The 21,568-nt window shown below is 64.2% G+C and carries 23 protein-coding genes; 12 read left to right on the top strand and 11 right to left on the bottom strand.

Annotated features, from left to right (window positions below; genetic code table 11):
* Window positions 1-43 precede the first annotated feature (43 nt).
* The 10 genes from ACEN2S_RS13495 to ACEN2S_RS13450 all read left to right on the top strand — a co-directional run bounded on the left by ACEN2S_RS13495 (window position 44) and on the right by ACEN2S_RS13450 (window position 9,678).
* A complete protein-coding gene (locus ACEN2S_RS13495; RefSeq protein ID WP_441866680.1) occupies window positions 44-634 on the top strand; it encodes an acyl-homoserine-lactone synthase in 591 nt (196 codons plus the stop codon).
* A 113-nt stretch (window positions 635-747) separates the two neighbouring features.
* A complete protein-coding gene (locus ACEN2S_RS13490; protein WP_441866679.1) occupies window positions 748-2,061 on the top strand; it encodes a replication-associated recombination protein A in 1,314 nt (437 codons plus the stop codon).
* A 31-nt stretch (window positions 2,062-2,092) separates the two neighbouring features.
* Window positions 2,093-2,485 carry a fluoride efflux transporter CrcB gene (gene crcB, locus ACEN2S_RS13485; RefSeq protein WP_441866678.1) on the top strand — a complete coding sequence of 131 codons (393 nt, stop codon included), beginning with the start codon at window positions 2,093-2,095 and terminating at the stop codon, window positions 2,483-2,485.
* Window positions 2,482-3,549: an RluA family pseudouridine synthase gene (locus tag ACEN2S_RS13480; protein WP_441866677.1), complete on the top strand. Its 1,068-nt coding sequence runs from the start codon at window positions 2,482-2,484 to the stop codon at window positions 3,547-3,549. Before crcB ends, ACEN2S_RS13480 begins: the two co-directional genes overlap by 4 nt.
* Complete coding sequence (locus ACEN2S_RS13475; protein ID WP_441866676.1) at window positions 3,546-4,214, top strand: HAD-IA family hydrolase; 669 nt, start codon at window positions 3,546-3,548, stop codon at window positions 4,212-4,214. Before ACEN2S_RS13480 ends, ACEN2S_RS13475 begins: the two co-directional genes overlap by 4 nt.
* On the top strand, window positions 4,211-4,930 hold the full coding sequence (locus ACEN2S_RS13470) for an ATP12 family chaperone protein (protein ID WP_441866675.1): 720 nt from the start codon (window positions 4,211-4,213) through the stop codon (window positions 4,928-4,930). Before ACEN2S_RS13475 ends, ACEN2S_RS13470 begins: the two co-directional genes overlap by 4 nt.
* 201 nt (window positions 4,931-5,131) lie before the next feature.
* Window positions 5,132-6,154, top strand: a complete 1,023-nt coding sequence (locus ACEN2S_RS13465) for an amino acid ABC transporter substrate-binding protein (RefSeq protein WP_441866674.1) — start codon at window positions 5,132-5,134, stop codon at window positions 6,152-6,154.
* A 150-nt stretch (window positions 6,155-6,304) separates the two neighbouring features.
* Complete coding sequence (locus tag ACEN2S_RS13460; RefSeq protein ID WP_441866673.1) at window positions 6,305-7,558, top strand: amino acid ABC transporter permease; 1,254 nt, start codon at window positions 6,305-6,307, stop codon at window positions 7,556-7,558.
* Window position 7,559: 1 nt separating this feature from the next.
* Entirely contained in the window at window positions 7,560-8,876 is a 1,317-nt protein-coding gene (locus ACEN2S_RS13455) for an amino acid ABC transporter permease (protein WP_441866672.1), read from the top strand.
* Window positions 8,877-8,886: 10 nt separating this feature from the next.
* Window positions 8,887-9,678 carry an amino acid ABC transporter ATP-binding protein gene (locus tag ACEN2S_RS13450; RefSeq protein ID WP_441866671.1) on the top strand — a complete coding sequence of 264 codons (792 nt, stop codon included), beginning with the start codon at window positions 8,887-8,889 and terminating at the stop codon, window positions 9,676-9,678.
* A gap of 77 nt (window positions 9,679-9,755) precedes the next feature.
* Here the strand turns inward: ACEN2S_RS13450 and ACEN2S_RS13445 are convergent, their stop codons facing one another.
* The 3 genes from ACEN2S_RS13445 to argB are packed head-to-tail and all read right to left on the bottom strand — an operon-like array spanning window position 9,756 to window position 11,835.
* Window positions 9,756-10,271: a SixA phosphatase family protein gene (locus tag ACEN2S_RS13445; RefSeq protein ID WP_441866670.1), complete on the bottom strand. Its 516-nt coding sequence runs from the start codon at window positions 10,269-10,271 to the stop codon at window positions 9,756-9,758.
* Entirely contained in the window at window positions 10,268-10,960 is a 693-nt protein-coding gene (locus ACEN2S_RS13440; protein ID WP_441866669.1) for a ferredoxin, read from the bottom strand. The genes ACEN2S_RS13445 and ACEN2S_RS13440 overlap by 4 nt, the downstream gene beginning before the upstream one ends.
* Window positions 10,957-11,835 (bottom strand): acetylglutamate kinase, encoded by an 879-nt coding sequence (argB, locus tag ACEN2S_RS13435; protein WP_441866712.1) that lies wholly within the window; start codon window positions 11,833-11,835, stop codon window positions 10,957-10,959. Before argB ends, ACEN2S_RS13440 begins: the two co-directional genes overlap by 4 nt.
* A gap of 343 nt (window positions 11,836-12,178) precedes the next feature.
* Between argB and ACEN2S_RS13430 the strand changes: the two genes are divergently transcribed.
* Complete coding sequence (locus ACEN2S_RS13430; protein ID WP_441866711.1) at window positions 12,179-12,892, top strand: SDR family NAD(P)-dependent oxidoreductase; 714 nt, start codon at window positions 12,179-12,181, stop codon at window positions 12,890-12,892.
* A 117-nt stretch (window positions 12,893-13,009) separates the two neighbouring features.
* Here the strand turns inward: ACEN2S_RS13430 and yihA are convergent, their stop codons facing one another.
* From yihA to rpmH, 8 genes are all read right to left on the bottom strand, one after another.
* Window positions 13,010-13,657, bottom strand: a complete 648-nt coding sequence (yihA, locus tag ACEN2S_RS13425; protein ID WP_441866668.1) for a ribosome biogenesis GTP-binding protein YihA/YsxC — start codon at window positions 13,655-13,657, stop codon at window positions 13,010-13,012.
* Complete coding sequence (locus ACEN2S_RS13420; protein WP_441866667.1) at window positions 13,657-14,421, bottom strand: MOSC domain-containing protein; 765 nt, start codon at window positions 14,419-14,421, stop codon at window positions 13,657-13,659. The genes yihA and ACEN2S_RS13420 overlap by 1 nt, the downstream gene beginning before the upstream one ends.
* Window positions 14,418-16,301, bottom strand: a complete 1,884-nt coding sequence (gene yidC / locus ACEN2S_RS13415) for a membrane protein insertase YidC (protein WP_441866666.1) — start codon at window positions 16,299-16,301, stop codon at window positions 14,418-14,420. Before yidC ends, ACEN2S_RS13420 begins: the two co-directional genes overlap by 4 nt.
* A gap of 135 nt (window positions 16,302-16,436) precedes the next feature.
* Window positions 16,437-17,993, bottom strand: coding sequence for an EAL domain-containing protein (locus tag ACEN2S_RS13410; RefSeq protein WP_441866665.1), 1,557 nt, complete (start codon window positions 17,991-17,993; stop codon window positions 16,437-16,439).
* Window positions 17,994-18,069: 76 nt separating this feature from the next.
* On the bottom strand, window positions 18,070-18,963 hold the full coding sequence (gene ttcA / locus ACEN2S_RS13405) for a tRNA 2-thiocytidine(32) synthetase TtcA (RefSeq protein ID WP_441866710.1): 894 nt from the start codon (window positions 18,961-18,963) through the stop codon (window positions 18,070-18,072).
* A complete protein-coding gene (gene yidD, locus ACEN2S_RS13400) occupies window positions 18,956-19,201 on the bottom strand; it encodes a membrane protein insertion efficiency factor YidD (RefSeq protein WP_441866664.1) in 246 nt (81 codons plus the stop codon). The genes ttcA and yidD overlap by 8 nt, the downstream gene beginning before the upstream one ends.
* The gene (gene rnpA, locus ACEN2S_RS13395) at window positions 19,198-19,713 is read right to left on the bottom strand and encodes a ribonuclease P protein component (RefSeq protein ID WP_441866663.1); all 516 of its coding nucleotides are present in this window, start codon (window positions 19,711-19,713) and stop codon (window positions 19,198-19,200) included. The genes yidD and rnpA overlap by 4 nt, the downstream gene beginning before the upstream one ends.
* 21 nt (window positions 19,714-19,734) lie before the next feature.
* A complete protein-coding gene (gene rpmH / locus ACEN2S_RS13390) occupies window positions 19,735-19,869 on the bottom strand; it encodes a 50S ribosomal protein L34 (RefSeq protein ID WP_066013101.1) in 135 nt (44 codons plus the stop codon).
* A gap of 242 nt (window positions 19,870-20,111) precedes the next feature.
* Here rpmH and ACEN2S_RS13385 point away from each other — a divergent pair, with 242 nt between their 5' ends.
* The gene (locus ACEN2S_RS13385) at window positions 20,112-21,512 is read left to right on the top strand and encodes a sensor histidine kinase (RefSeq protein ID WP_441866662.1); all 1,401 of its coding nucleotides are present in this window, start codon (window positions 20,112-20,114) and stop codon (window positions 21,510-21,512) included.
* Window positions 21,513-21,568: the final 56 nt, after the last annotated feature.

Below are 21,568 nucleotides of genomic sequence, written 5' to 3'. Positions count from 1 at the left end.
TCCCGCACGGTTTCGTTTCAACCCCAACCTGCAGGAGCATATTATGCAGACCACGACACTTTCCTTTGAAAACATCCACAACCACGGCGAGCTTTTCGCCAACATGCTTCGCGCGCGGCGCGAGCTGTTCATCGTCCACAACAAGTGGAACCTGCCGGAAGCGCTCGGCATGGAATATGACCAGTACGACACGCCCGCCAGCCGCTGGGTCGTCGTGCATGACGATGAGGGCAATGTGCTGGCGGGCAACCGTCTGACGCCGACCACCACCCGTTGCGGCATCTACAGCTACATGATCCGCGATGCGCAGCGGGGCCTGCTCGACACGATCCCGGCGCATCTTCTCTATGACGAGGCGCCGCAGGCGGATCACATCTGGGAAAGCTCGCGGCTGTTCGTGGCGCATAACGTGCCCGCGCAGGTCCGTCGCCGGGTGCACACGCAGCTGATCGCGCAGCTGGGTGATTCCGTCCGCGCCCTCGGGGCCACGCATTGCGTCACCCTGTTGGCGGCAACCTGGCCGCGGTGGGCGGGGCGTGTCGGCGTCGACATGTCGGCGATGGGTCCGGTGATGAACATTGATGGCGTCGACAATCAGGTCGTCTTGATGAACTTCAGCGGCAACCTGCACTGACAGACCTGCATCTGATGCGATGATAGGGGGCGGACCGTGGGGGCCCGCCCCCTTTTCTTATGTGATGCCTGTGCCACCTTTCGCCCGCCGGGGCAGGGGGATAGCATGGGCGCATGGCTGATCTTTTTGATGCACCCCCTTCCGACGGGCCAAAGCCCGAAGCGCCGCGCCCTCTGGCCGACCGGATCCGTCCGGCTGCCCTGTCGGAGGTGATCGGGCAGGCGCATGTGTTGGGCCCCGAGGGGCCGCTGGGGGCGATGCTGGGCGCCGGCTCGCTCTCGTCGCTGATCCTCTGGGGGCCGCCGGGGGTGGGCAAGACCACGATCGCCCGGTTGCTCGCGGATGCCTCTGACCGGGCCTTCGTGCAGATCTCGGCGATTTTCTCCGGCGTGCCGGAACTGCGCAAGGTTTTTGAGGCGGCCAAGCTGCGCGCGCAGCAGGGGCGGGGGACGCTGTTGTTCGTCGATGAGATCCACCGCTTCAACAAGGCGCAGCAGGACAGTTTCCTGCCGCATATGGAGGATGGCACCATCCTCCTCGTCGGTGCCACCACCGAGAACCCGAGCTTTGAGTTGAACGCCGCTGTGCTCAGCCGCGCGCAGGTGATCGTGCTGGAGCGCCTCAGCCTCGCCGATCTTGAGCGGCTGGCCCAGCGGGCCGAGCAGGCTGTGTCGCGTCCCTTGCCGCTGAAGGCTCCGGCGCGCGAGGCGCTCTTGGAGATGGCTGATGGCGATGGCCGCGCGCTGCTGAACCTGATCGAGCAGGTGCTGGCCTGGAAGGTGACCGACAAGCTCGACACCGACCAGCTGTCCACCCGGCTGATGCGGCGCGCGGCGAAATACGACAAATCCGGCGATGAGCATTACAACCTGATTTCGGCTTTGCACAAATCGGTGCGCGGGTCTGACCCCGACGCGGCGCTTTACTGGTTCGCGCGGATGCTGGAGGGGGGCGAAGATCCCCGCTACCTCGCGCGGCGCTTCGTGCGGATGGCGGTGGAGGACATCGGTCTGGCCGACCCGCAGGCGCAGACCCATGCGCTGCACGCCTGGGAGATCTATGAGCGGATCGGCTCGCCCGAGGGCGAACTGGCGCTGGCGCAGACGGTGATCTACCTGGCCCTCGCGCCGAAATCCAACGCGGGTTATGTCGCCTACAAGGGCGCCCGGGCCGAGGCGCGCCGCACCGGGTCCGAGCCGCCGCCGAAACACATCCTCAACGCCCCCACCAAGCTGATGGCGGCGCAGGGCTATGGCGAGGGCTATGCCTATGACCATGACGCCGAGGATGGCTTTTCCGGACAGAATTACTTCCCCGAGACGATGAAGCGCCCGGTGCTCTATCAGCCGGTGGAGCGCGGTTTTGAGCGCGAGCTGAAAAAGCGTGTCGACTGGTTTGCCAAGCTGCGCGACAAGCGCGGCGGTTGACTTTCGCTGCCTTTGCACCCAGAGAGGCCCGATGATCCAGACCCTGTTTTCTGTGGCCCTCGGGGGCGCCTTGGGCGCCAGCGGCCGGTACCTCGTGAATGTCACTGCCAGCCGCGTGCTGGGCGGTGGCTTTCCCTATGGCACGATGATCGTCAACATTCTCGGCTCCTGCCTTATGGGGGCGCTGGTGGTGGTTTTGGCGCAAAAGGGGGGCATGCGTTTCGCGCCCTTTTTGATGACAGGGATACTGGGCGGTTTCACCACGTTTTCGGCCTTCTCGCTGGATGCGGTCACGATCTATGAGCGGGGTCAGCTGACGCTGGCCGCGTTTTATGTGCTGGCCTCGGTGGTGGCATCGCTGTTGGCATTGATGGCGGGGATGGCTATGGCCCGCGCTGTCCTGAACACGGGAGCCCTCGGATGAGCGCCGTACAGACTTTGACCGTCGGCGTGGATGAGGGCGAACAGCGCCTCGACCGCTGGCTGAAGCGGCGCTTTGCGCAGCTGAACCAAGGCATGATCGAAAAGATGTGCCGCACAGGACAGGTGCGGGTGGATGGCGCCCGCGCCAAGGCCGCGACCCGCGTGGGGCCGGGGGCCGAAATCCGCGTGCCGCCGCTGCCCGATGCGGCTGCCGGTGACGTCGTGGCCCCGCGCGCTTTGCGCGAGCCGCGCACGACCATCCTGCCCGCCGATGAAAAGATGATCCAGGCGGCGGTGCTGTGGAAAGACGAGCATATCATCGCGCTGAACAAGCCGCCGGGCCTGCCCTCGCAGGGCGGCTCGGGCCAGGGCAACCGTCATGTGGACGGACTGACCGAAGCGCTTAAGTTTGGCTATAAGGAGCGCCCCAAGCTGGTGCACCGGCTGGACAAAGACACCTCGGGCGTGCTGCTGCTGGCGCGGACCGACCGGGTGGCGCGCGCGCTCTCGGAAGGGTTCCGGCACCGCAACACCCGCAAGATCTATTGGGCGGCGGTGGCCGGTGTGCCGCATCCGCGCATGGGCACCATCCGCTATGGTCTGGTCAAGGCACCGGGCCGCGGCGGCGGTGGCGAGGGCGAAAAGATGATCGCCATTCACCCCTCGAAGGTGGATGAAACCCCGAATGCCAAACGCGCCACCACCGATTACGCGGTGATGGATGCGCTCGGCAGCCGGGTCAGCTGGGTGGCGCTGGTGCCGATCACCGGCCGCACCCATCAGCTGCGCGCGCATATGTCCGAACATGGTCACCCGATCATCGGCGATGGCAAATACGGCGGCTCGGGGCAGGAAAACCTCGGCGATGGCTGGGGCGCGCAGCTCGGCGGCGAGATCAGCCGCAAGCTGCATCTGCACGCCCGCTCGATCACCTTCGAGCATCCGGTCACCAAGAAGATGATCACGCTGACCGCGCCGATGCCCGAGCATATGCTGCGCACCTGGAACACGCTTGGCTGGCAGGAAAATGACGTGCCCGCCGATCCGTTTGCGGATGAGAAATGAGCCTGCGCCTCGTCATCTTTGACGTGGATGGGACGATCTCGGACAGCCAGAGCCATATCCACCACGCGATGTCCGTCGGCTTTGAGGCCGTCGGGCAGGTGCCGCCACCGCTGGCGCAGGTGCGGGGCATCGTCGGCCTCTCGCTGCCGCAGGCAGTGGCCGAGCTGGCCCCGGCGCTGCCAGAGGCCACCCGCGATGCCATCGTCGCCGCCTACAAGGCCAGCTATATGGGCCAGCGCAAGGTGGAGCCTGCACTGCTCTATCCCGGCGCCGAGGATTTCATCCGCGGCCTCGCCGCGCGCGAGGATCTGGTGTTGGCGATTGCCACCGGCAAATCAAAGCGCGGCCTTGATGCGCTTTTGGCCCATCACGGGTTGGAGGGGATCTTTGTCAGCCGCCAGGTGGCGGACAATCACCCCTCGAAACCGCATCCCTCGATGATTGAGGCCTGTCTGGCCGAGACCGGCATTGCGGCGGCGGATGCGGTCATGCTGGGCGACACCAGCTTTGACATGGAAATGGCCCGGGCGGCGGGCGTGGCGGCGATTGGCGTGCGCTGGGGCTATCATGCGCCCGAGGTGCTTCTGGCCGCAGGCGCGCGCTGTCTGGTGGCGGATTTCGCGGCGCTTGGTGCCGCGCTGGACGAGATGTGGAGTGTGGCATGAGCAACGCCTGGGCAGTGAAGCGGTTCTGGACATCGGCAGATGTCAGCGAAGTCGAGGGCGGTTTCACCGTCACCCTGGATGGCCGCCCGGTGAAAACCCCGGCAAAAGCGCCCTTGGTGGTGCCGACGCGGCAGATGGCCGAAGCGATTGCCGCCGAATGGGATGCGCAGACCGGCAAGGTCAATCCGGCCACCATGCCGGTGACGCGCGGTGCCAATGCCGCCATCGACAAGGTCGCGATCCAGCAGGCCGAGGTGGCCAGCATGGTGGTGGAATATGGCGGCACCGATCTTCTGTGCTACCGCGCGCCGCAGCCCGCCGAGCTGATCGCCCGGCAAGCCGCCGCCTGGGACCCGCTGCTTGGCTGGGCGGCCGAGGCGCTGGCGGCGGAACTGGTGGTGACGCAGGGCGTGCTGCCGGTGCAACAACCCGATTCGGCGGCGGCGGCATTCGCCGCCGCATTGTCCGACCTCTCGCCCTTTGAAATGGCGGCGCTCTACGACCTCGTGGGAATCACCGGCTCTCTGGTGATCGGCCTCGCGGTTGCACGGGGGCGTCTGTCGGCCGAGGAAGCCTGGGAGCTGAGCCGAATCGATGAGCATTGGCAGATTGAGCAATGGGGCCAAGATGATGAGGCCAATGAGCTGGCCGCGCTGAAGCGTGCCGAATTGCTGCTGGCTGCCCGGTTCTGGCAATTGGCCCAGCCGCAGAATTGACCCTACGGCAATTGCTCATTTGCCGGGCAATTGCCCGAATTCCCCGCAACTGCTCCGAAAAGCGACGTGAAGCGACCTTGACGCGCCATTTCGAATTGGACCACTATCGTCCTACTGGGGGATAACCCCAAGAAGACCATCAGGACCGCAGGGTCCGATAAAACCGCCCGAAAAATGGCGGCAACTCAGGAAGAGGTAACTATGAAAAAATCCGTATTTCTTGGCACGCTGACGGTCGCCGGTCTGGTGGCTGGTTTTGCGTCCGCAGATACGCTGTCGGACGTCAAAGCGCGTGGCGAATTGAATTGCGGCGTGAACACCGGCCTCGTGGGCTTTGCCGCGCCGGATGCCAATGGCAACTGGTCGGGCTTCGACGTTGCATTGTGCAAGGCAGTGGCCGCCGCCGTTTTCGGTGACGCGTCGAAAGTGAAATATGTGCCGACCACCGGTCAGACGCGCTTCACCGCGCTGTCCTCGGGCGAGATCGACATGCTGGCACGGAACTCCACTTGGACCTATTCGCGCGACACCGACCTCAAGCTCGATTTCGCGGGCGTGAACTACTATGACGGCCAGGGCTTCATGGTGCGCAAAGATCTGGGCGTGTCCTCGGCCAAAGAACTCGATGGCGCCACCGTCTGCATTCAGACCGGCACCACGACCGAGCTGAACCTGGCTGACTTCTTCAAAGCCAACAACATGACCTACCAGCCGATCGCGATCGAGACCAACGCGGAAGGCGAGCAGCAGTACCTGGCGGGCGCCTGCGACGCCTACACCACCGACGCTTCGGGCCTGGCAGCCACCCGTGCGGCTTTTGCCGATCCGGAAAACCACATCATCCTGCCGGAAATCATCTCGAAAGAGCCGCTGGGGCCGGCAGTGCGCCATGGCGACAACAACTGGGGTGACATCGTCCGCTGGACGCTGAACGCGCTGATCGCCGCAGAAGAACTCGGCATCACCTCGGCCAATATCGAAGAGCTGGCCAAAGGTGGCGAAGGCCAGAACCCGGAAATCGGCCGTCTGCTCGGCTCGACCGACGAACTGGGCGCGATGATGGGCCTCGACAAGCTCTGGGCGAAAAACGCCATCGCCGCTTCGGGCAACTACGGCGAGATCTTCGCTGCGACCATCGGTGAATCCACCCCGATCGGTCTGGCCCGTGGCCTGAACGCACAATGGACCCAAGGCGGCCTGCTCTACACGCCGCCGTTCCGTTGATCTGAAATCAAGGGGGGCGCGCGGACCGATAGGGTCCTGCGCGCCCCCTTTTCGTACCGACCGACCGGGAAATTCCGAAAAGACAAGGGGCATCAGACCCCGCGCATGAGGCCATAGGCCCGCAGTCTTTCCGGATCAGGGGATAGATACATGACAATCGCACCAGACGTGCCGAAACAATCGTTTCGGCTGAGTATGCTGCTGTACGATACACGCTACCGATCGGCGACGATCCAGGTGGTGGTACTCTTGCTGGCGATGGCCGGCGCAGCATGGCTCGTCGACAATACCATCCGAAATCTGCATGCCCTGGGCAAGGATTTCAACTTTGGCTTTCTGAGCAACCGCTCGGGCTATGACATCGGGCAGACCCTGATCCCCTACACCAATGACAGCACGCATGGCCGCGCCCTCCTGGTCGGGCTGCTGAACACGCTGCTGGTCTCGGCGATGGGCTGTGTGGCCGCCACGGTCATCGGGGTTTTCGTCGGCGTGCTGCGCCTGTCGAAAAACTGGCTGGTGGCGCGGCTGATGACGATCTACGTCGAGGTCTTCCGCAACGTGCCGTTGCTGTTGTGGATCCTGATCATTCTGGCGCTCTTCACCGAGGTGATGCCGGCACCGAATGCCTATCGCGGCGAGAATGCGGCCGCGTCGATGGTGTTCTTTGACATGATCGCCCCCACCAACCGCTACACCGCAATTCCGGGGATTGAATTCCTGCGCGGTCTGGGGTCGGTGAATATTGCCAGCATTCCGGTCTCGCTGGATGTGACCCTGATGATTGTCGCGCTGATCGCGGGCATCTGGATCAACGCGCGCGTTCTGGCGCATGCGAAAAAGGTTCAGGAAGCCACGGGCGAACGCCCCACCACCTGGTGGAAATCGATCCTGCTCATCGTGGCGCCGATCACCATCGTCGCCATCGTGCTGGGTTTTGAGCTGACGATGCCGGAGCTGAAGGGCTTCAACTTCGTCGGTGGCGTCAATGTGAACAACTCGCTGGTGGTTCTGTGGCTGGCGCTGTCGCTCTACACCGGCGCTTTCATCGCGGAGATCGTGCGGGCGGGCATTCTCGCCGTGTCGCGCGGCCAGTCCGAGGCCGCCTTTGCCTTGGGACTGCGTCCCTCGCGCACGATGAAACTGGTGATCCTGCCGCAGGCGCTGCGGGTGATCATTCCGCCGCTGATCTCGCAATTCCTGAACCTGACCAAGAACTCCTCGCTGGCGATCGCGGTCGGTTATCTCGATCTGCGCGGCACTTTGGGTGGCATCACGCTGAACCAGACCGGCCGCGAGCTGGAGTGCATCTCGCTGATGATGCTCATCTATCTGGCGATCAGCCTGTCGATCTCGGGTGTGATGAACATCTACAACAATTCCGTCAAACTGAAGGAGCGCTGAGATGAGTGGAACGCATGCCCATTCCGCAGCCTTCGTTCGCGGGGAAATGTTGCCGCAAAAACCGGCGCCTGCCAGCGAGGCGGGTGCCCTGAAATGGCTGCGCGAGAACCTGTTCTCCGGGCCGATCAACACGCTGATGACGCTGATCGGCCTCTATATCGTGCTGCATTTCGGGATCGAGGCTGCGCCGTGGTTCCTGCACAGCGTCTGGAATGCCGGGTCGCTGTCGGAATGCCGGCAGATCATCACGGAAACCTGGGGACCTGATGCGACCGGGGCCTGCTGGGCGGTGGTGAAGGAACGCTGGAGCCAGTTCATCTTCGGCTTCTACCCCTGGGAGCTGATCTGGCGCCCGGTCCTGACCTTCGCGCTCTTGTTCGTGGCGCTGGCGCCGGTGCTCTTTTCCTTCGTGCCGCGCAAACTGCTGGCCTTTTCTGTGGTCTATCCCCTGCTGGCCATCTGGCTGCTCTGGGGCGGCAGCCCCTGGGTCGAGATCATGATCGCACTGGGCTTTGTGATCGGTGCCGTCGCTTACCGGGTGATGGAGCCGCGCAACACGCTGGTGGCGGCGCTGCTTGCCGTGATCCTGCCGCTGATCTTCTGGGGCTACATCTCCGGCCCGCTCGATGAGCTGTTCGAGCAGACCATTCCGCTCGCCATCACGAAAGTGCCTTCGGATGCCTTCGGGGGCTTCCTGCTCTCGGTGACGCTCGGTGTGGGCGGTATCGCCTTGTCCCTGCCGCTGGGCATCATGCTCGCCCTCGGCCGGCAATCGGACATGCTGCTGGTCAAGGCGCTCTCGGTGGGCTTCATCGAGTTCATCCGCGGCGTGCCGCTGGTGACGCTGCTCTTCGTGGCCTCCTTGCTGCTGAACTACTTCCTGCCGCCGGGCACCAATTTCGACATCATCCTGCGGGTGGAAATCCTCGTGACCCTGTTCGCCTCGGCCTATATCGCCGAAGTGATCCGGGGCGGTCTGGCGGCCCTGCCGCGCGGCCAATATGAGGCGGCGGATGCGCTGGGGCTGGAATATTGGAAGGCGCAACGCCTGATCATCCTGCCGCAGGCGCTGAAAATCTCGATCCCGGGCATCGTGTCGACCTTTATCGGCATGTTCAAGGACACCACGCTGGTCGTGTTTGTCGGCCTGTTCGATCCGCTGAAGGGCATCACCGATATCGTGCGCGCCGACTTCAACTGGAAGGGCATCTACTGGGAGCCCTACATTTTCACCGGCACCATCTTCTTCATCTTCTGTTTCAGCATGTCGCGGTACTCGATGTACCTCGAGCGCAAGCTGAAACGTGACCATCGCTAAGGAGCACCCCATGTCGGAACCGCAATTCGATCGTGCGATCGACCGCAGCCAGATGACGGTGAGCGACGAGGTCGCGATCCAGATCAGCCAGATGAACAAATGGTACGGATCGTTTCACGTTCTGCGTGACATTGATCTGACTGTGAACCGGGGCGAGCGCATCGTCATCGCCGGGCCTTCGGGCTCGGGGAAGTCGACGCTGATCCGCTGCATCAACCGGTTGGAAGAGCATCAGGCCGGGCAGATCATCGTGGATGGCACCGAGCTGACCTCGGACCTGAAGAACATCGACAAGGTGCGCTCGGAAGTGGGGATGGTGTTTCAGCACTTCAACCTCTTCCCGCATCTGACGATTCTCGAGAACTGCACGCTGGCCCCGATCTGGGTCCGCAAAGTGCCGCGCAAGGAAGCCGAAGCAACCGCGATGCACTTTCTGGAAAAGGTCAAGATCCCGGAACAGGCGCATAAATACCCCGGTATGCTCTCGGGCGGGCAGCAGCAGCGGGTGGCCATCGCGCGCTCGCTCTGCATGAAGCCGCGGATCATGCTGTTCGACGAGCCGACCTCGGCGCTCGACCCCGAGATGATCAAAGAGGTGCTCGACACCATGATCGAGCTCGCGGAAGAGGGGATGACCATGCTCTGCGTGACCCATGAAATGGGCTTTGCCCAAGCCGTGGCGAACCGGGTGATCTTCATGGATCAGGGGCAGATCGTGGAACAGAACAACCCCCACGACTTCTTCAACAATCCGCAGTCGGACCGGACCAAGCTGTTCCTCAGCCAGATCCTCGGTCACTGAGACCTCAGGCTTCTGCGACGCCACAGAATCGAAAAGGCCCCGGATTTCCGGGGCCTTTTGCCTTCGTGATCTCTGGGTCAGCCGCGGGTGGGGACGAAAAAGTCGCGCAAGGCGCCGCTGCCAAAGGTCAGCTGATCCCAGCTGTCGATCTGAAAATCAAGGACCGCGGTCGCGGCCGTCGGATAGCGGCGATAGTCGAGATGGGGGGGCATCCGGTCGGGCAGTTTCGCGGCAAATTCGGCGATGCCCGGATTGTGGCCCAGCATCATCACCACCGGGGCGGTCGCGGTTTTCAGCACCTCCAGCATCGTATCCGGGCTTGCCTGATACAGGGCGGCCTCCATCCGCAGGACGGGCCGCACCTCCAGCACGGCGGTGGTCAGACCCTCCCAGGTCTCGCGGGTGCGCAGGGCGGGCGAGCAGAGCACTTCTTCGGGCTCATACCCGCGCGAGGCCAGAAAATCGCCCAATTCTCGCGCGGCGCGCTGACCGCGGCGGTTGAGCGGACGGTCTTCGTCGGCCATCAACGGGTCTTCCCACGAGGATTTGGCGTGGCGTGTCAGGATCAGGCGACGATGTCCCGGGACTGTCATGTGTGAAAATGCCTCATATGCCATGCTGATTGTTCAGGCAGCCTGCCATAGGTTTCGCTGAAGGGGCAAGCACGTCGCGCATGACAACCGGCGGAAAGGCACGCATTGCCTTCCGGGGTGTTAAGGTGGTCGTGGCAAGCGGCGACGTTATATCCCTCGGGGCCAAGCGCCGAAACCGGGCAGGCGCTGCGGCAGGGGGCGGCACAGCCGGTGCAGGGGCTGGTGCGGGGCTCCGGGGCGGGCAGCGGCAGGCGCAGGCCCACAGCGCCGCGAAAGCTGGTGAAAAGCCCCATTTCCGCACTGATCAGCAGGGAAACCGGCGAGGCCCAGACCCGGCCCGAGCGCAGCGCCCAGCCGATGAACGGGCGATAAGGCGGGCCGCCGAAGGGAAAATAGGCCTTGCCGCCCAGATCGCAGGCCAGTTGCCCGACCACGCGGCGCGACCAGCGGTCGATGGGATCGGGCTTGCCATCGGCGAATTCTTGCGTGGCGGTCAGATGCGGCCAGAATCCCGGCTCGGCGGGAGAGAGCAGCGCCAAAGAGGCGATGCCCTCGGCCAGGCCATCCTCGGGCCGCACCGCCACGGTTCCCGAGACAAAGAGCTGGTGACGCGCCGCGGCCGTGGCGAGCGCCGCCAGCGCGGCGGCACCCGCGTTCAGCTCTTCGGGGCTCGGCTCTCTCGCGCTCAACGGCCGCGCGGTTTGACCCGCGGCTCGGTGGTGCGGATCAGGCTGCCCGCGCCATGTTCGGTGAAGAGTTCCAGCAGACAGGCATTCGGCACCCGGCCATCAAGGATCACCACCGCCCGCACGCCGTCTTCCAGTGCCTCGAGTGCGGTTTCCGCCTTGGGGATCATGCCGCCCGCGATGGTGCCGTCGGCGATCATGCCGCGCACTTCCTCCGGCGTCATCTGGGTGACGATCTCGCCCTCTTTGTTCTTCACGCCCGCCACATCGGTCAGAAGCAGCAGACGGTCGGCCTGCAGCGCCCCGGCAATCGCCCCCGCCGCCGTGTCACCGTTGACGTTGAAGGTCTCATTATCCGCCATACCGGTGGCCACCGGGGCCACGACGGGAATGATGCCCGCGTTGAAAAGATCGCGCAAAACCTGCACGTTCATCTCGACCGGACGGCCGACGAAGCCCAGCTCCGGATCATCCGCCTCACAAACCATCAGGTCATCGTCCTTGCCCGAGAGGCCGACGGCGCGGCCGCCCTCATCCATGATCGCCTGCACGATGCGCTTGTTGACAAGGCCGGTCAGCACCATCTCGACCACTTCCACGGTGGCCTTGTCGGTGACGCGCTTGCCGCGGACGAATTCCGATTTGATGCCCAGCTTGGACAGCATCTCGTTGATCATCGGGCCGCCGCCATGCACGACCACCGGGTTCATGCCGACCTGCCGCATCAGCACGATGTCGCGGGCGAAATCGGCCATGGCTTCGGCATCGCCCATCGCATTGCCACCAAATTTGATGACCACGACGGCGCCGGAATAGCGCTGCAGATAGGGCAGGGCTTCGGACAAAGTACGGGCGGTGGCGATCCAGTCACGGTTCATGGTTTGCTTTCTCATGCGATGGCCCTCGGGAAATGCGCGCCCAGTGGTAACGGCATTGGGCGGGCATGCCAAGGGGTCGGTGTCCCGATGCACAGGCTTTGGGCAGCGGAGCGGGAATACGGAGGATCGGGAATCGGGAGAGGGGCGGAGTGCCGCCGCACCGCCGCAGGCCCCTTTTCTTTGCCGATGAAAAGACTAGGGTTCGGGTCAGGATCAGGAGACGATGATGTCAGAGACCGAAACCCCCGCCCCGCGCTGCCCGATGGGGGCCCCCTGCAGTGTTCAGGGCGATGAAGCGCCGCAAGAGGCCCGCGCGACCCCCGCGCAGGGCGAGCGCAAGGTGATGGTGCTCACCGGGGCCAGCCGGGGGATTGGTCATGCGACGGTGAAGCGCTTTTCCCGCGAGGGCTGGCGGGTGATCACCTGCTCGCGGCAACCCTTTCCCGAGGAATGCCCCTGGGGCGGCGGCCGCGAGGATCACATTCAGGTGGATCTGACCGATCCGAACCAGACCATCGCGGCGGTGGAGGAGATCCGCGCCCGGGTTGGCGGCAAATTGCACGCGCTGGTCAACAATGCCGGGATCTCGCCCAAGGGGGCGGAAGGTGCGCGGCTGAGCACGCTCGACACCGATCTGCGGACCTGGGGGCAGGTGTTCCACGTCAATTTCTTTGCCAGCGTGATTCTGGCACGGGGGCTGAAGGAGGAGCTGTCGGCGGCCCAAGGCTCGGTGGTCAATGTCACCTCGATCGCGGGCAGCCGGGTGCATCCTTTCGCGGGGGCGGCCTATGCCACCTCCAAGGCGGCGCTGGCGGCGCTGACGCGGGAGATGGCGCATGATTTCGGGCCGCTGGGCGTTCGGGTGAATGCGATCGCGCCGGGGGAGGTGGAAACCTCCATCCTGAGCCCGGGGACCGACAAGATCGTGGAAAAGCTGCCGCTGCGGCGGCTGGGCCAGCCGCGGGAAGTGGCGGATGTGATCTGGTTTCTCTGCTCGGAGCAGTCGAGCTACGTCACCGGGACCGAGATCGAGGTGAATGCCGGGCAGCATGTCTGATCGGGGGAGGGGAGAGGGGGCGCTGCCCCCGCCCTGCGGGCTCCCCCGAGGTATTTCGGCCAAGAAGAAAGCGGCAGGTTTGGGGGCGGCGATGCGGCTCTGGGGCCGCTTTGGGGGTCAGACCAGTGTGGCGATGATCGCGCGCAGGGTTTCGATGCCGTCGCCTTTTTCCGAGGAGGTGACCACGATTTCGGGATAGGCGGCGGGATGCGCGGCGAGGGCGCCTTTGACCTGGGCAATCGCCTTTTCGCGGTCCGCGAGGTTCACCTTGTCGGCCTTGGTCATCACCACCTGGAAGGTGACGGCGGAGCGGTCGAGGAGGGTGAGGATCTCTTCATCGACCTTTTTGATCCCGTGGCGGGTGTCGATCAGCACGAAGGCGCGGCGCAGGGTCTGGCGGCCCGAGAGATAGGCCTTGAGCAGGCGCTGCCATTTCTCCACCACCGAGACCGGAGCTTCGGCATAGCCATAGCCGGGAAGGTCGACGAGATACTGCTCGCCCGCGGTGAAATAGTTGATCTCTTGCGTCCGGCCGGGGGTGTTGGAGGCGCGGGCGAGGTTCTTGCGGTTGGTCAGCGCGTTGATCAGGCTGGATTTGCCGACGTTCGAGCGGCCGGCAAAGCAGACCTCAAGCCGGTCGGCGGGCGGCAGGCCGTCCATCGCGACGACGCCTTTGAGGAAGTCGACAGCGCCCGCAAACATCAGCCGGCCTTTTTCACGGGCGGCGTCTTCGGGTTCCGGGGCGAGGGTGAATTGCATTTGCATCAGAGTATCTCCACCGGGGTGCCCCGGGTAATGGTGCCGCTTTCCACGACGCGACAAAAGAGGCCGAAATCCTGATGGCCCCAGCCGGCCTTCAGCGCGGCAAGCGTATCGGCATCTTCGACGCCGGTGTCGGGGTTCACGCAGGTGGCGCGGCAGCGGGTGATCGGTTCGGCCACCTCCAGCACGGCATCGCCGAGGCGGATCTGGCGACCGATCAGGTCAAATTCGGAAAACGCCTCCCAGCCCTCAACCCAGAGGTTGCCGCGAAAGCGGTGGGGCGAGAGGGGGGTGCCCATCCGCTCGGACAACAGGCGCAGGGAGGCGAGGCTGAGGAGCGAGACATAGGGTTCCACGTCATCGGTCATCGCCTGACCCGGCACTTGCACCACATGGCTGGCGGGCGGGAAGCGGTCGGGCCAGAGCGGCGCCAGCCAGGCGAGGAGGGCGGCCTCGTCCTCTTGCGGGTGCAGGGTGATCGCGGCGGCATCGGGGTGGTGCAGTGTCACGCGGCCTGTGGCCTCGTCCAGCGATGCGGTGACGGCCATCAGCGGGTGCCCTGCGACCCCGCGCAGGAAATTCATCTTGGAGGCCCAGCCCTCAGGCTGACGGCCGGGCAGGTCGAGGAATTTCGCAGCCTGATGGGCCACGGCCCAGTGGCGGTCAAAAGGCAGCACGCGCCCCCGGGTGAGGGGCGCGTGATCCAGTTCCTCCACCCCGATCGATTTGATCGGATGGCGGAAGATATGGGCAAGGCTTGCCGTCATTTTTTCGGCACGGCGGCGGCCTTCCGGCCCCCGATGATATTGCCGAAAATGTCCGGGCGTTTCCCGTGCAGCGACATGATCGTGTACTGCTGGATGAAGGTGATCGTGTTGTTGCAGATCCAGTAGAGCACGAGACCCGAGGCGAATTTGCCCAGCATGAACATGAAGACCCAGGGCATCCAGGCAAAGATCATCTTTTGCGCCGGATCGGTCGGGGCCGGGTTCAGCTTTTGCTGGAACCACATCGAGACCCCCAGAAGGATCGGCAGCACGCCCAGCGAGAACGTGTGCAGGAACGAGCTGGCATCCGGCGTGGCATAGGGCAAGAGGCCGAACAGGTTCAGGATCGACGAGGGATCGGGCGCCGACAGGTCGCGCAGCCAGCCAAAGAACGGCGCATGACGCAGCTCGATGGTGACGAAGATCACTTTGTAGAGCGAGAAGAAGATCGGGATCTGGATGAACATCGGCAAGCAACCAGAGGCGGGGTTCACCTTCTCGCGCTTGTAAAGCTCCATCATCTCTTTTTGCTGTTTCGCCCGGTCATCCCCGGCCTTTTCCTTCAGCTTCTCCATCTCCGGCTGCAATTCCTTCATCTTCGCCATCGAGATGTAGGATTTGCGTGCCAGCGGGAAGACCAGCATCTTGATGATGAAGGTCAGCGCGATGATGGCGAGGCCCATGTTGCCGATCAGCCCGTGCAATGCGTGCAGCAGCCAGAACATCGGTTTGGTGAAGAAGTAGAACCAACCCCAGTCGATCGAATCCACGAAGCCGAGGATTTGCGGCTGGTTGGGGTCGTATTTGTCGCCCAGCATCCGCGAGAACCAGCCCGGATTGTTCTCATAGTTCTTGATGGTTTCCCATTCCTTGGCGCCCGAGAACAGCATGGTGGCGACGCTGGCGTTTGCGCCCGGGGCCACTTCCATCACCGGCAGACGGGCTTCGGTCTGGTAGATGTTGGCGCTGGCCGAATATTTGATGACCGAGGTGAAGGGCTGACCGGATTTCGGGGCCAGCGTGGTCATCCAGTATTTGTCGGTAAAGCCGGTCCAGCCGTTCGCGGCCACATTGATGACCTCGGCCTGGCCCTCGCCCTCGACAGGATCAAGCTTGGCGATGTCCTTGTATTTGGTTTCTTCCAGCTTGCCGTCCGACATCCGCACCGCACCTTCGTGCAGCACGTAGAAATTCTGGGTGTCGGGCTGGCCGTGGCGGGCGACGATCCCGTAAGGGGCCAGACGCACCGCGGCACCGGTGTTGTTCTGCACCGCTTGCTCGACCGTAAAGAGATATTTGTCATCAATGCTGATCGTGCGGTGGAACACGAGGCCCGCGCCGTTGTCCCAAACCAGCGTCACCGGCTTGCCGGGGGCCAGCGTGTCACCGGATTCAAGGGTCCAGAGCGTGCGCGCGCCCGGCAGCAGCGCCGGATCGAGGCCACCTGCGGGCAGCCAGCCATAGACGGCATAATAGGGCTTGGCCGCATTCAGCTCGGTGGCGCCGACGGGGGCCAGAAGGCGGACATCCGGCGAGTCATTCGCGAGGGTTTCTTTGTAATCCTTGAGCAGCAGGTCATCGACCCGGCCGCCCAGCAGCGAGATCGAGCCTTCGAGGCTGTCGGTGTTGATCGCCACACGGGGCGCTGTGGCCAGTTCGCTTTCGGTCGCGGCTTCCGAGGCGCTGGCGACGGCGGTTGCCGAGGCGGTTGCCGAGGGTGTGGGCGCGATGTTCGGCGCGGCGGGCGAGGCCACCTGCTCGCTGACCGGCGCATTCGGATCCACGACCGGGGGCTCCGGCGCGAAGAAGTAGGTCCACCCGACGATGACCGCCAAGGAGAGCACGGTCGCAAGGATGAGATTCTTGTTTTGGTCTTCCATAGGGGTCCGCCAGCCTGTCTTGGGTTGGGGCTGGTTCAACAGAAGGGGCACCCAAAGGTCAAGCGGTTTTCCCCGATTTGGCCCCGGCGCCCGTGTTTGTTGATCGCGGCGGCACCGAATTGCGGCCCTGTCGGGTCAGCTGCGCCGCTTGCCCAGATGCGGCGGCGCTTTCAGCTTGGCATGGTGGCGTTGCACCCAATCGCCAATGTCCTCATAGGCCAGAGGCCGCGAGATTGCGGTGCCCTCGACCAAAGCGCAGCCAAGTTGTGCCAGCATCGCATGTTCGCCGATGCTGCCGACGCCTTCGGCAACCGTTTCCAGCCCCAGGCGCTCGGCCATCGACAAGATTGCGGCGGTCAGTTTCTGCTGATCGGGATTGATGTCGACCTTCTGCGAGAAATTCTGATCCAGACGCAGGCGGGTGATGCCACAGCCGCGCAGCGTGGCAATGGGAATCGCCCCAAGGCCAAAGCCCGTCACCTCAATCCCCGCGCCCAGACGCGCCAGCGCCGCGAGGTTGTGCAGCACGACATCGCGTCCGGTGTCGCTCATCAACTCGCCCGCGACGGAGAAGCACAGCTGCGCCGGATCCATCTCGAACCGGTCAAACTCCCAGCGCAGCTTGTCCACCATCTTCGGGTTCAGCAAGGTCTCGGCGGGCAGTTTCAAGGTGACAGTACCGACCTTCATCCCGCTGCGTGCCCAGGAGCGCAGCGCCGAAAAGACGTGGTAGAGCATCACTTCGGTCAGCCGCTGGTCAAGGCCGTTGCGGGTGATCGCGGGCAGGAACTCGGTCTCGGCCAACAGGCCGCGTTGCGGGTGCAGCCAGCGCGGCAGCGCGGCAAATCCAGCGACTTCGCCGGTATCGGTCGAGAGTTGCGGCGCGAAATGTGCGACGATTTGTCCCCCCTCCAGCGCGTCCATCACCTCGGCATCCGTATCGCCCGGCGGTGTGGCGCGGGTGCTGGCGAGGGTTTCCACCGAATAGGCGCGCAGGCCCGACGGCGCCTGTTGCGCAGCAAGATCGGCGGCCATTTCGGCCGCCCCCAGCATGGCGCTGCCGCTGCGTTCCGGTGTGCGCGTCAGCAAACAGAAGCCGACATATGAGGTGGTCATCACCGTGCCGAGGCCGATCGAGAACGGCACTTCCACGGCGGTTTGCACGCGGGTTGCGATCTGGATGACGCTTTCCAGATCGGCGCGCGGCACCGGGGCGAGGACGATGGCAAAACGGGCGCCCTCAAGCCGGGCGATATAATCCCCCTCGCGCAGCGCGCCCGCCAGTCGCTCGCCGGTGCGGCAGAGACATTCGTTCAGCGCGGCCGCGCCGTAGCGCGCGGTGATGGCTTCGGGCGCATCCAGCCCGACAACCAGACAGGCGGTCGATTTGCCGGTGGTGCTGCAATAGGCGATGACCTGCTGCATCCGCGCTTCGGCTTCGCCGCGCAGCGGCAGTGCGGTGACGCCATCGCGGGCCAGCCCGGCTTCTTGCGTCATCTGGGGCGGGGTGCGTTGCGCGCGCCCCAGCCAGGCCACCGCCAGTGCCGTGCTGCTGACCAATGCCGCCCCCCGGGCGCCATACCAAGCCGTCGCCAGCGCCAGAGCCGGCAGAAATGCCGCCATTTCGCGGCGGAACAAGGCCGACTGACCTGCCGCCTGCAAAACCGACCGCATCGAAAATTTCCTGCTCATCTGACCACCTTTGACCCATTCTGCGCGGGGGTTGACCCGTCGCCATGCAGGCTAGGCAATTTTGGTCAGCGATAGGTTAATCGGACTCGCGCAGTTTGGGGGGAATCCGAGAAAAATTTTCACCATCTGGTTGAGTGGCGCCCGGTTCGGCCCGCATCAGCCCGGCGAAATCGAACAGCGCCGGGTCCAGAAGATGCGAGGGGCGGCTGTTCATCAGGGCGCGGAACATGATCTGGCGGCGGCCGGGACTGCGCGCCTCCCATCCGTCGAGAATCTGTTTCACCTGTTGACGTTGCAGCCCGTCCTGACTGCCGCAAAGATCGCAGGGAATGATCGGATAATTCATCGCCTTGGCGAATTTCTCGCAATCCGCCTCGGCCACGAAGGCCAGCGGGCGGTAGACGAAAAGATCGCCTTCTTCATTCAAGAGTTTCGGCGGCATCGCGGCCAACCGCCCGCCGTGAAAGAGATTCATGAAGAATGTTTCAAGGATGTCATCGCGATGATGGCCCAGAACCACGGCCGAGCAGCCCTCTTCGCGGGCGATTCGATAGAGGTTGCCGCGCCGCAGCCGCGAGCAGAGCGCGCAATAGGTGCGGTTCGCCGGGACCTTTTCCTTCACGATGGAATAGGTGTCCTTGTATTCGATCCGGTGCTTGACCCCCATCCGCGCCAGAAACTCCGGCAGGACGGTGGCGGGAAAATTCGGCTGCCCCTGATCGAGGTTGCAGGCAATGAGTTCCACCGGCAGCAGGCCGCGCCATTGCAATTCATGCAGCACGGCGAGCAGCGTGTAGCTGTCCTTGCCACCCGAAAGGCAGACCAGCCAGCGGCTGCCGCGCTCGATCATCCCATAGGTTTCAATCGCCTCGCGGGTTTCGCGGACGATTCGCTTGCGCAATTTCTTGAATTCTGTCGAGGTCGGCGCGCCCTGAAACAGGGCATGGATTTCCCCCAGATCATCATCCAGCATCGCGGTCTCCTTTGCGGGGCGGCACCGGATCATAGCCTTGTCCGCCCCAGGGGTGGCAACGGCAAATGCGGTGAACGGTCAGATAGCTGCCCTTCAGCGCGCCGTGGCGGTCGAGCGCCTCCAGCGCATAGGCAGAACAGGTGGGCTGAAAGCGGCAGCCATGGCCGACCCAGGGGCTGAGCACCAGGCGGTAGGCCCGCACCGGCAGCGCCACGATGCGTGCAAGCGGGGTCACTTGCCGCGGCCCTTGGCCTTGCCGCGCGGGGCATAGGGGGGCGGGGCCTTGTAATTCTCGGAATGAATCTGCGTCAGCGCGCGGCTGAGATCGGCCAGAAGCGCCGCGAAATCGCGGTTGGCCGTGGCATCGGGGCGCCCCACAAGGACGTAATCCCAACCGGGACGGCCCGCTTGCGGCAGCACCGCGCGGGCAATTTCACGCAAGCGGCGCTTGGCGCGGTTGCGCATCACCGAATTGCCGACCTTTTTCGAGCAGGTATAGCCGATGCGGATCAGATCCGCCGGAGCGGGTTCCTCATCCCGTCGGGCGCGGGCCTGCAGCAAAAAGCCGGGCGCCCCCTGACGGCGGGCCTGCGCGGCGCGCAGAAAATCCGCGCGCTTGGCCAGAACCGAGATCCGGGGGGGCTGGGGTGCCGGAATGGCGGCAGGCTCCGGACAAACGGAAACCGCCGGGGCGCTTCCCGCGCCCTGACCAACCTGGCCAGTAACGGGAGCCTCCGGCGGTGTCATGCCGTATAGCCTGCGCTGGCCTTATGCCGACAGGGACTTGCGGCCCTTGGCGCGGCGTGCGTTCAGGACGCGGCGGCCGCCTTTGGTCGCCATGCGTGCGCGGAAGCCGTGACGGCGGGCGCGGACGAGGTTCGACGGCTGGAATGTGCGTTTCATCGCTTCTTCTCCGGGTTCAGGCAACGCAAAACCCGTTCGGATTCGCCGCCGATATCATTCGAAGCCCGGTCTTTAGTGGGGGATCGCCGCCAAGTCAATTCACACTGGGGCATTTTTTGCCGATCACCTTGGGGTGAGGCGCCGCACACCCTATTTTTCCCTTGAACCGTTTGATAATTCTGTGCCCAAGCGGGGGCAAGCGGGCCTTTTGGGACACAAAGATCCGGCGCTGAGGAGAAGGCATGCAGCTGAACACACTATCGGGTCGCTTTTTGCTGCTGACGACATTGTTCGTCATGCTGGCAGAAGTGCTGATCCTGGTGCCCAGCCTGGCCAATTACCGGCGCGACTATCTCGCCTCGCGTCTGGAGCGGGCGCAGATCGCCTCCCTGGCGCTGCTGACCACCGATGCGGTGATCGAACCGGATCTGGAAAAAGAGCTGCTGCAGAACGCCGGGGTGTTCAACGTCGTGTTGCGCCGCGACGAGATGCGGCAGCTGGTGCTCTCCTCGCCGATTCCGCAGGAAGTCTCGGCCAGCTACGATCTGCGCGAGGAAACGGAGCTCAATCTGATCTCGGATGCGCTGCGGCAGATGGTGGATGGGCAGAACAGGGTGATCCGGGTGATCGGTGCTCCGGTGCGGGCGGGCGGTCAGCTGATCGAGATCACGCTGGAGACCGCGCCGCTGCGCAAGGAGATGTTTGAATATGGTCTGCGCATCCTGACGCTGTCGGCGGTGGTCTCGGTGCTGACGGCGCTCTTGCTGTTCTTGGCGGTGCAGCGGCTGATGCTGACGCCGATCAAGCGGCTGGTGCGGCATATGTCATCTTATGCCGAGGCGCCGGAAGATGCGCGGCGGATCATCGTGGTCGAGGGGCGGGTGGCCGAGCTGCGGGTGGCCGAGGAGGCGCTGGCCTCGATGCAGCACCAGCTGACCGCGTCGCTGCGGCAAAAGGACCGTCTGGCGCAGCTGGGGCAGGCAGTGGCCAAGATCAGCCACGATCTGCGCAATGTGCTGACCACGGCGCAGCTCTTTGCAGACCGGTTGGAGCGGTCGGAAGATCCGGCAGTGAAACGCGCGGCACCGAAGCTGGTGAATTCGATCACCCGCGCCGTCAATCTGTGCGAGACGACCCTGACATTCGGGCGGGCGGAAGAGCCGCCCCCCTCGCTGTCGCGTTTCATGCTGGCGGCGCTGGTCAATGAGATGATTGAAGGCGAAAGCATGGCTGATGGCGCGGATTCGGTTGAGTTCATCACCGATATCGCGCCCAATCTGGTGGTGCGCGCCGACCGCGAGCAGCTCTACCGTGTGGTGTCGAACCTCACCCGCAACGCGCGGCAAGCCATTGTCGCCACCGGGCAGCCGGGGACGGTGGAAATCGGGGCGGGCGAATCAGAGGATGGCTGGTGGATCCGCGTCGGGGATACCGGTCCGGGCCTGCCCGAGCGTGCCAAGGAGCATCTGTTTCAGCCCTTCTCCGGCGGCACGCGGAAAGGCGGCACCGGTTTGGGGCTGGCCATCGCGGCCGAATTGGTGCGCGGGCATGGCGGGCGGCTTGAACTCTTGCGGAGCGATTCCGAGGGCACGGAGTTCCGCCTGCTCTTGCCGCGCGCCCTGGCCCTGGAGACCGAGAATTAGGCAAAGGCGGCATCCGCGGTGCCAAAGTCGATTTATTGACCGGTTGGCGACAGTTT

Source organism: Phaeovulum sp. W22_SRMD_FR3 (genome assembly GCF_052113705.1).
Classification (GTDB): domain Bacteria; phylum Pseudomonadota; class Alphaproteobacteria; order Rhodobacterales; family Rhodobacteraceae; genus JBGQOG01.
The sequence above is the reverse complement of the archived record's forward strand: the minus strand, read 5'-3'. Positions and strand labels throughout refer to the sequence as shown.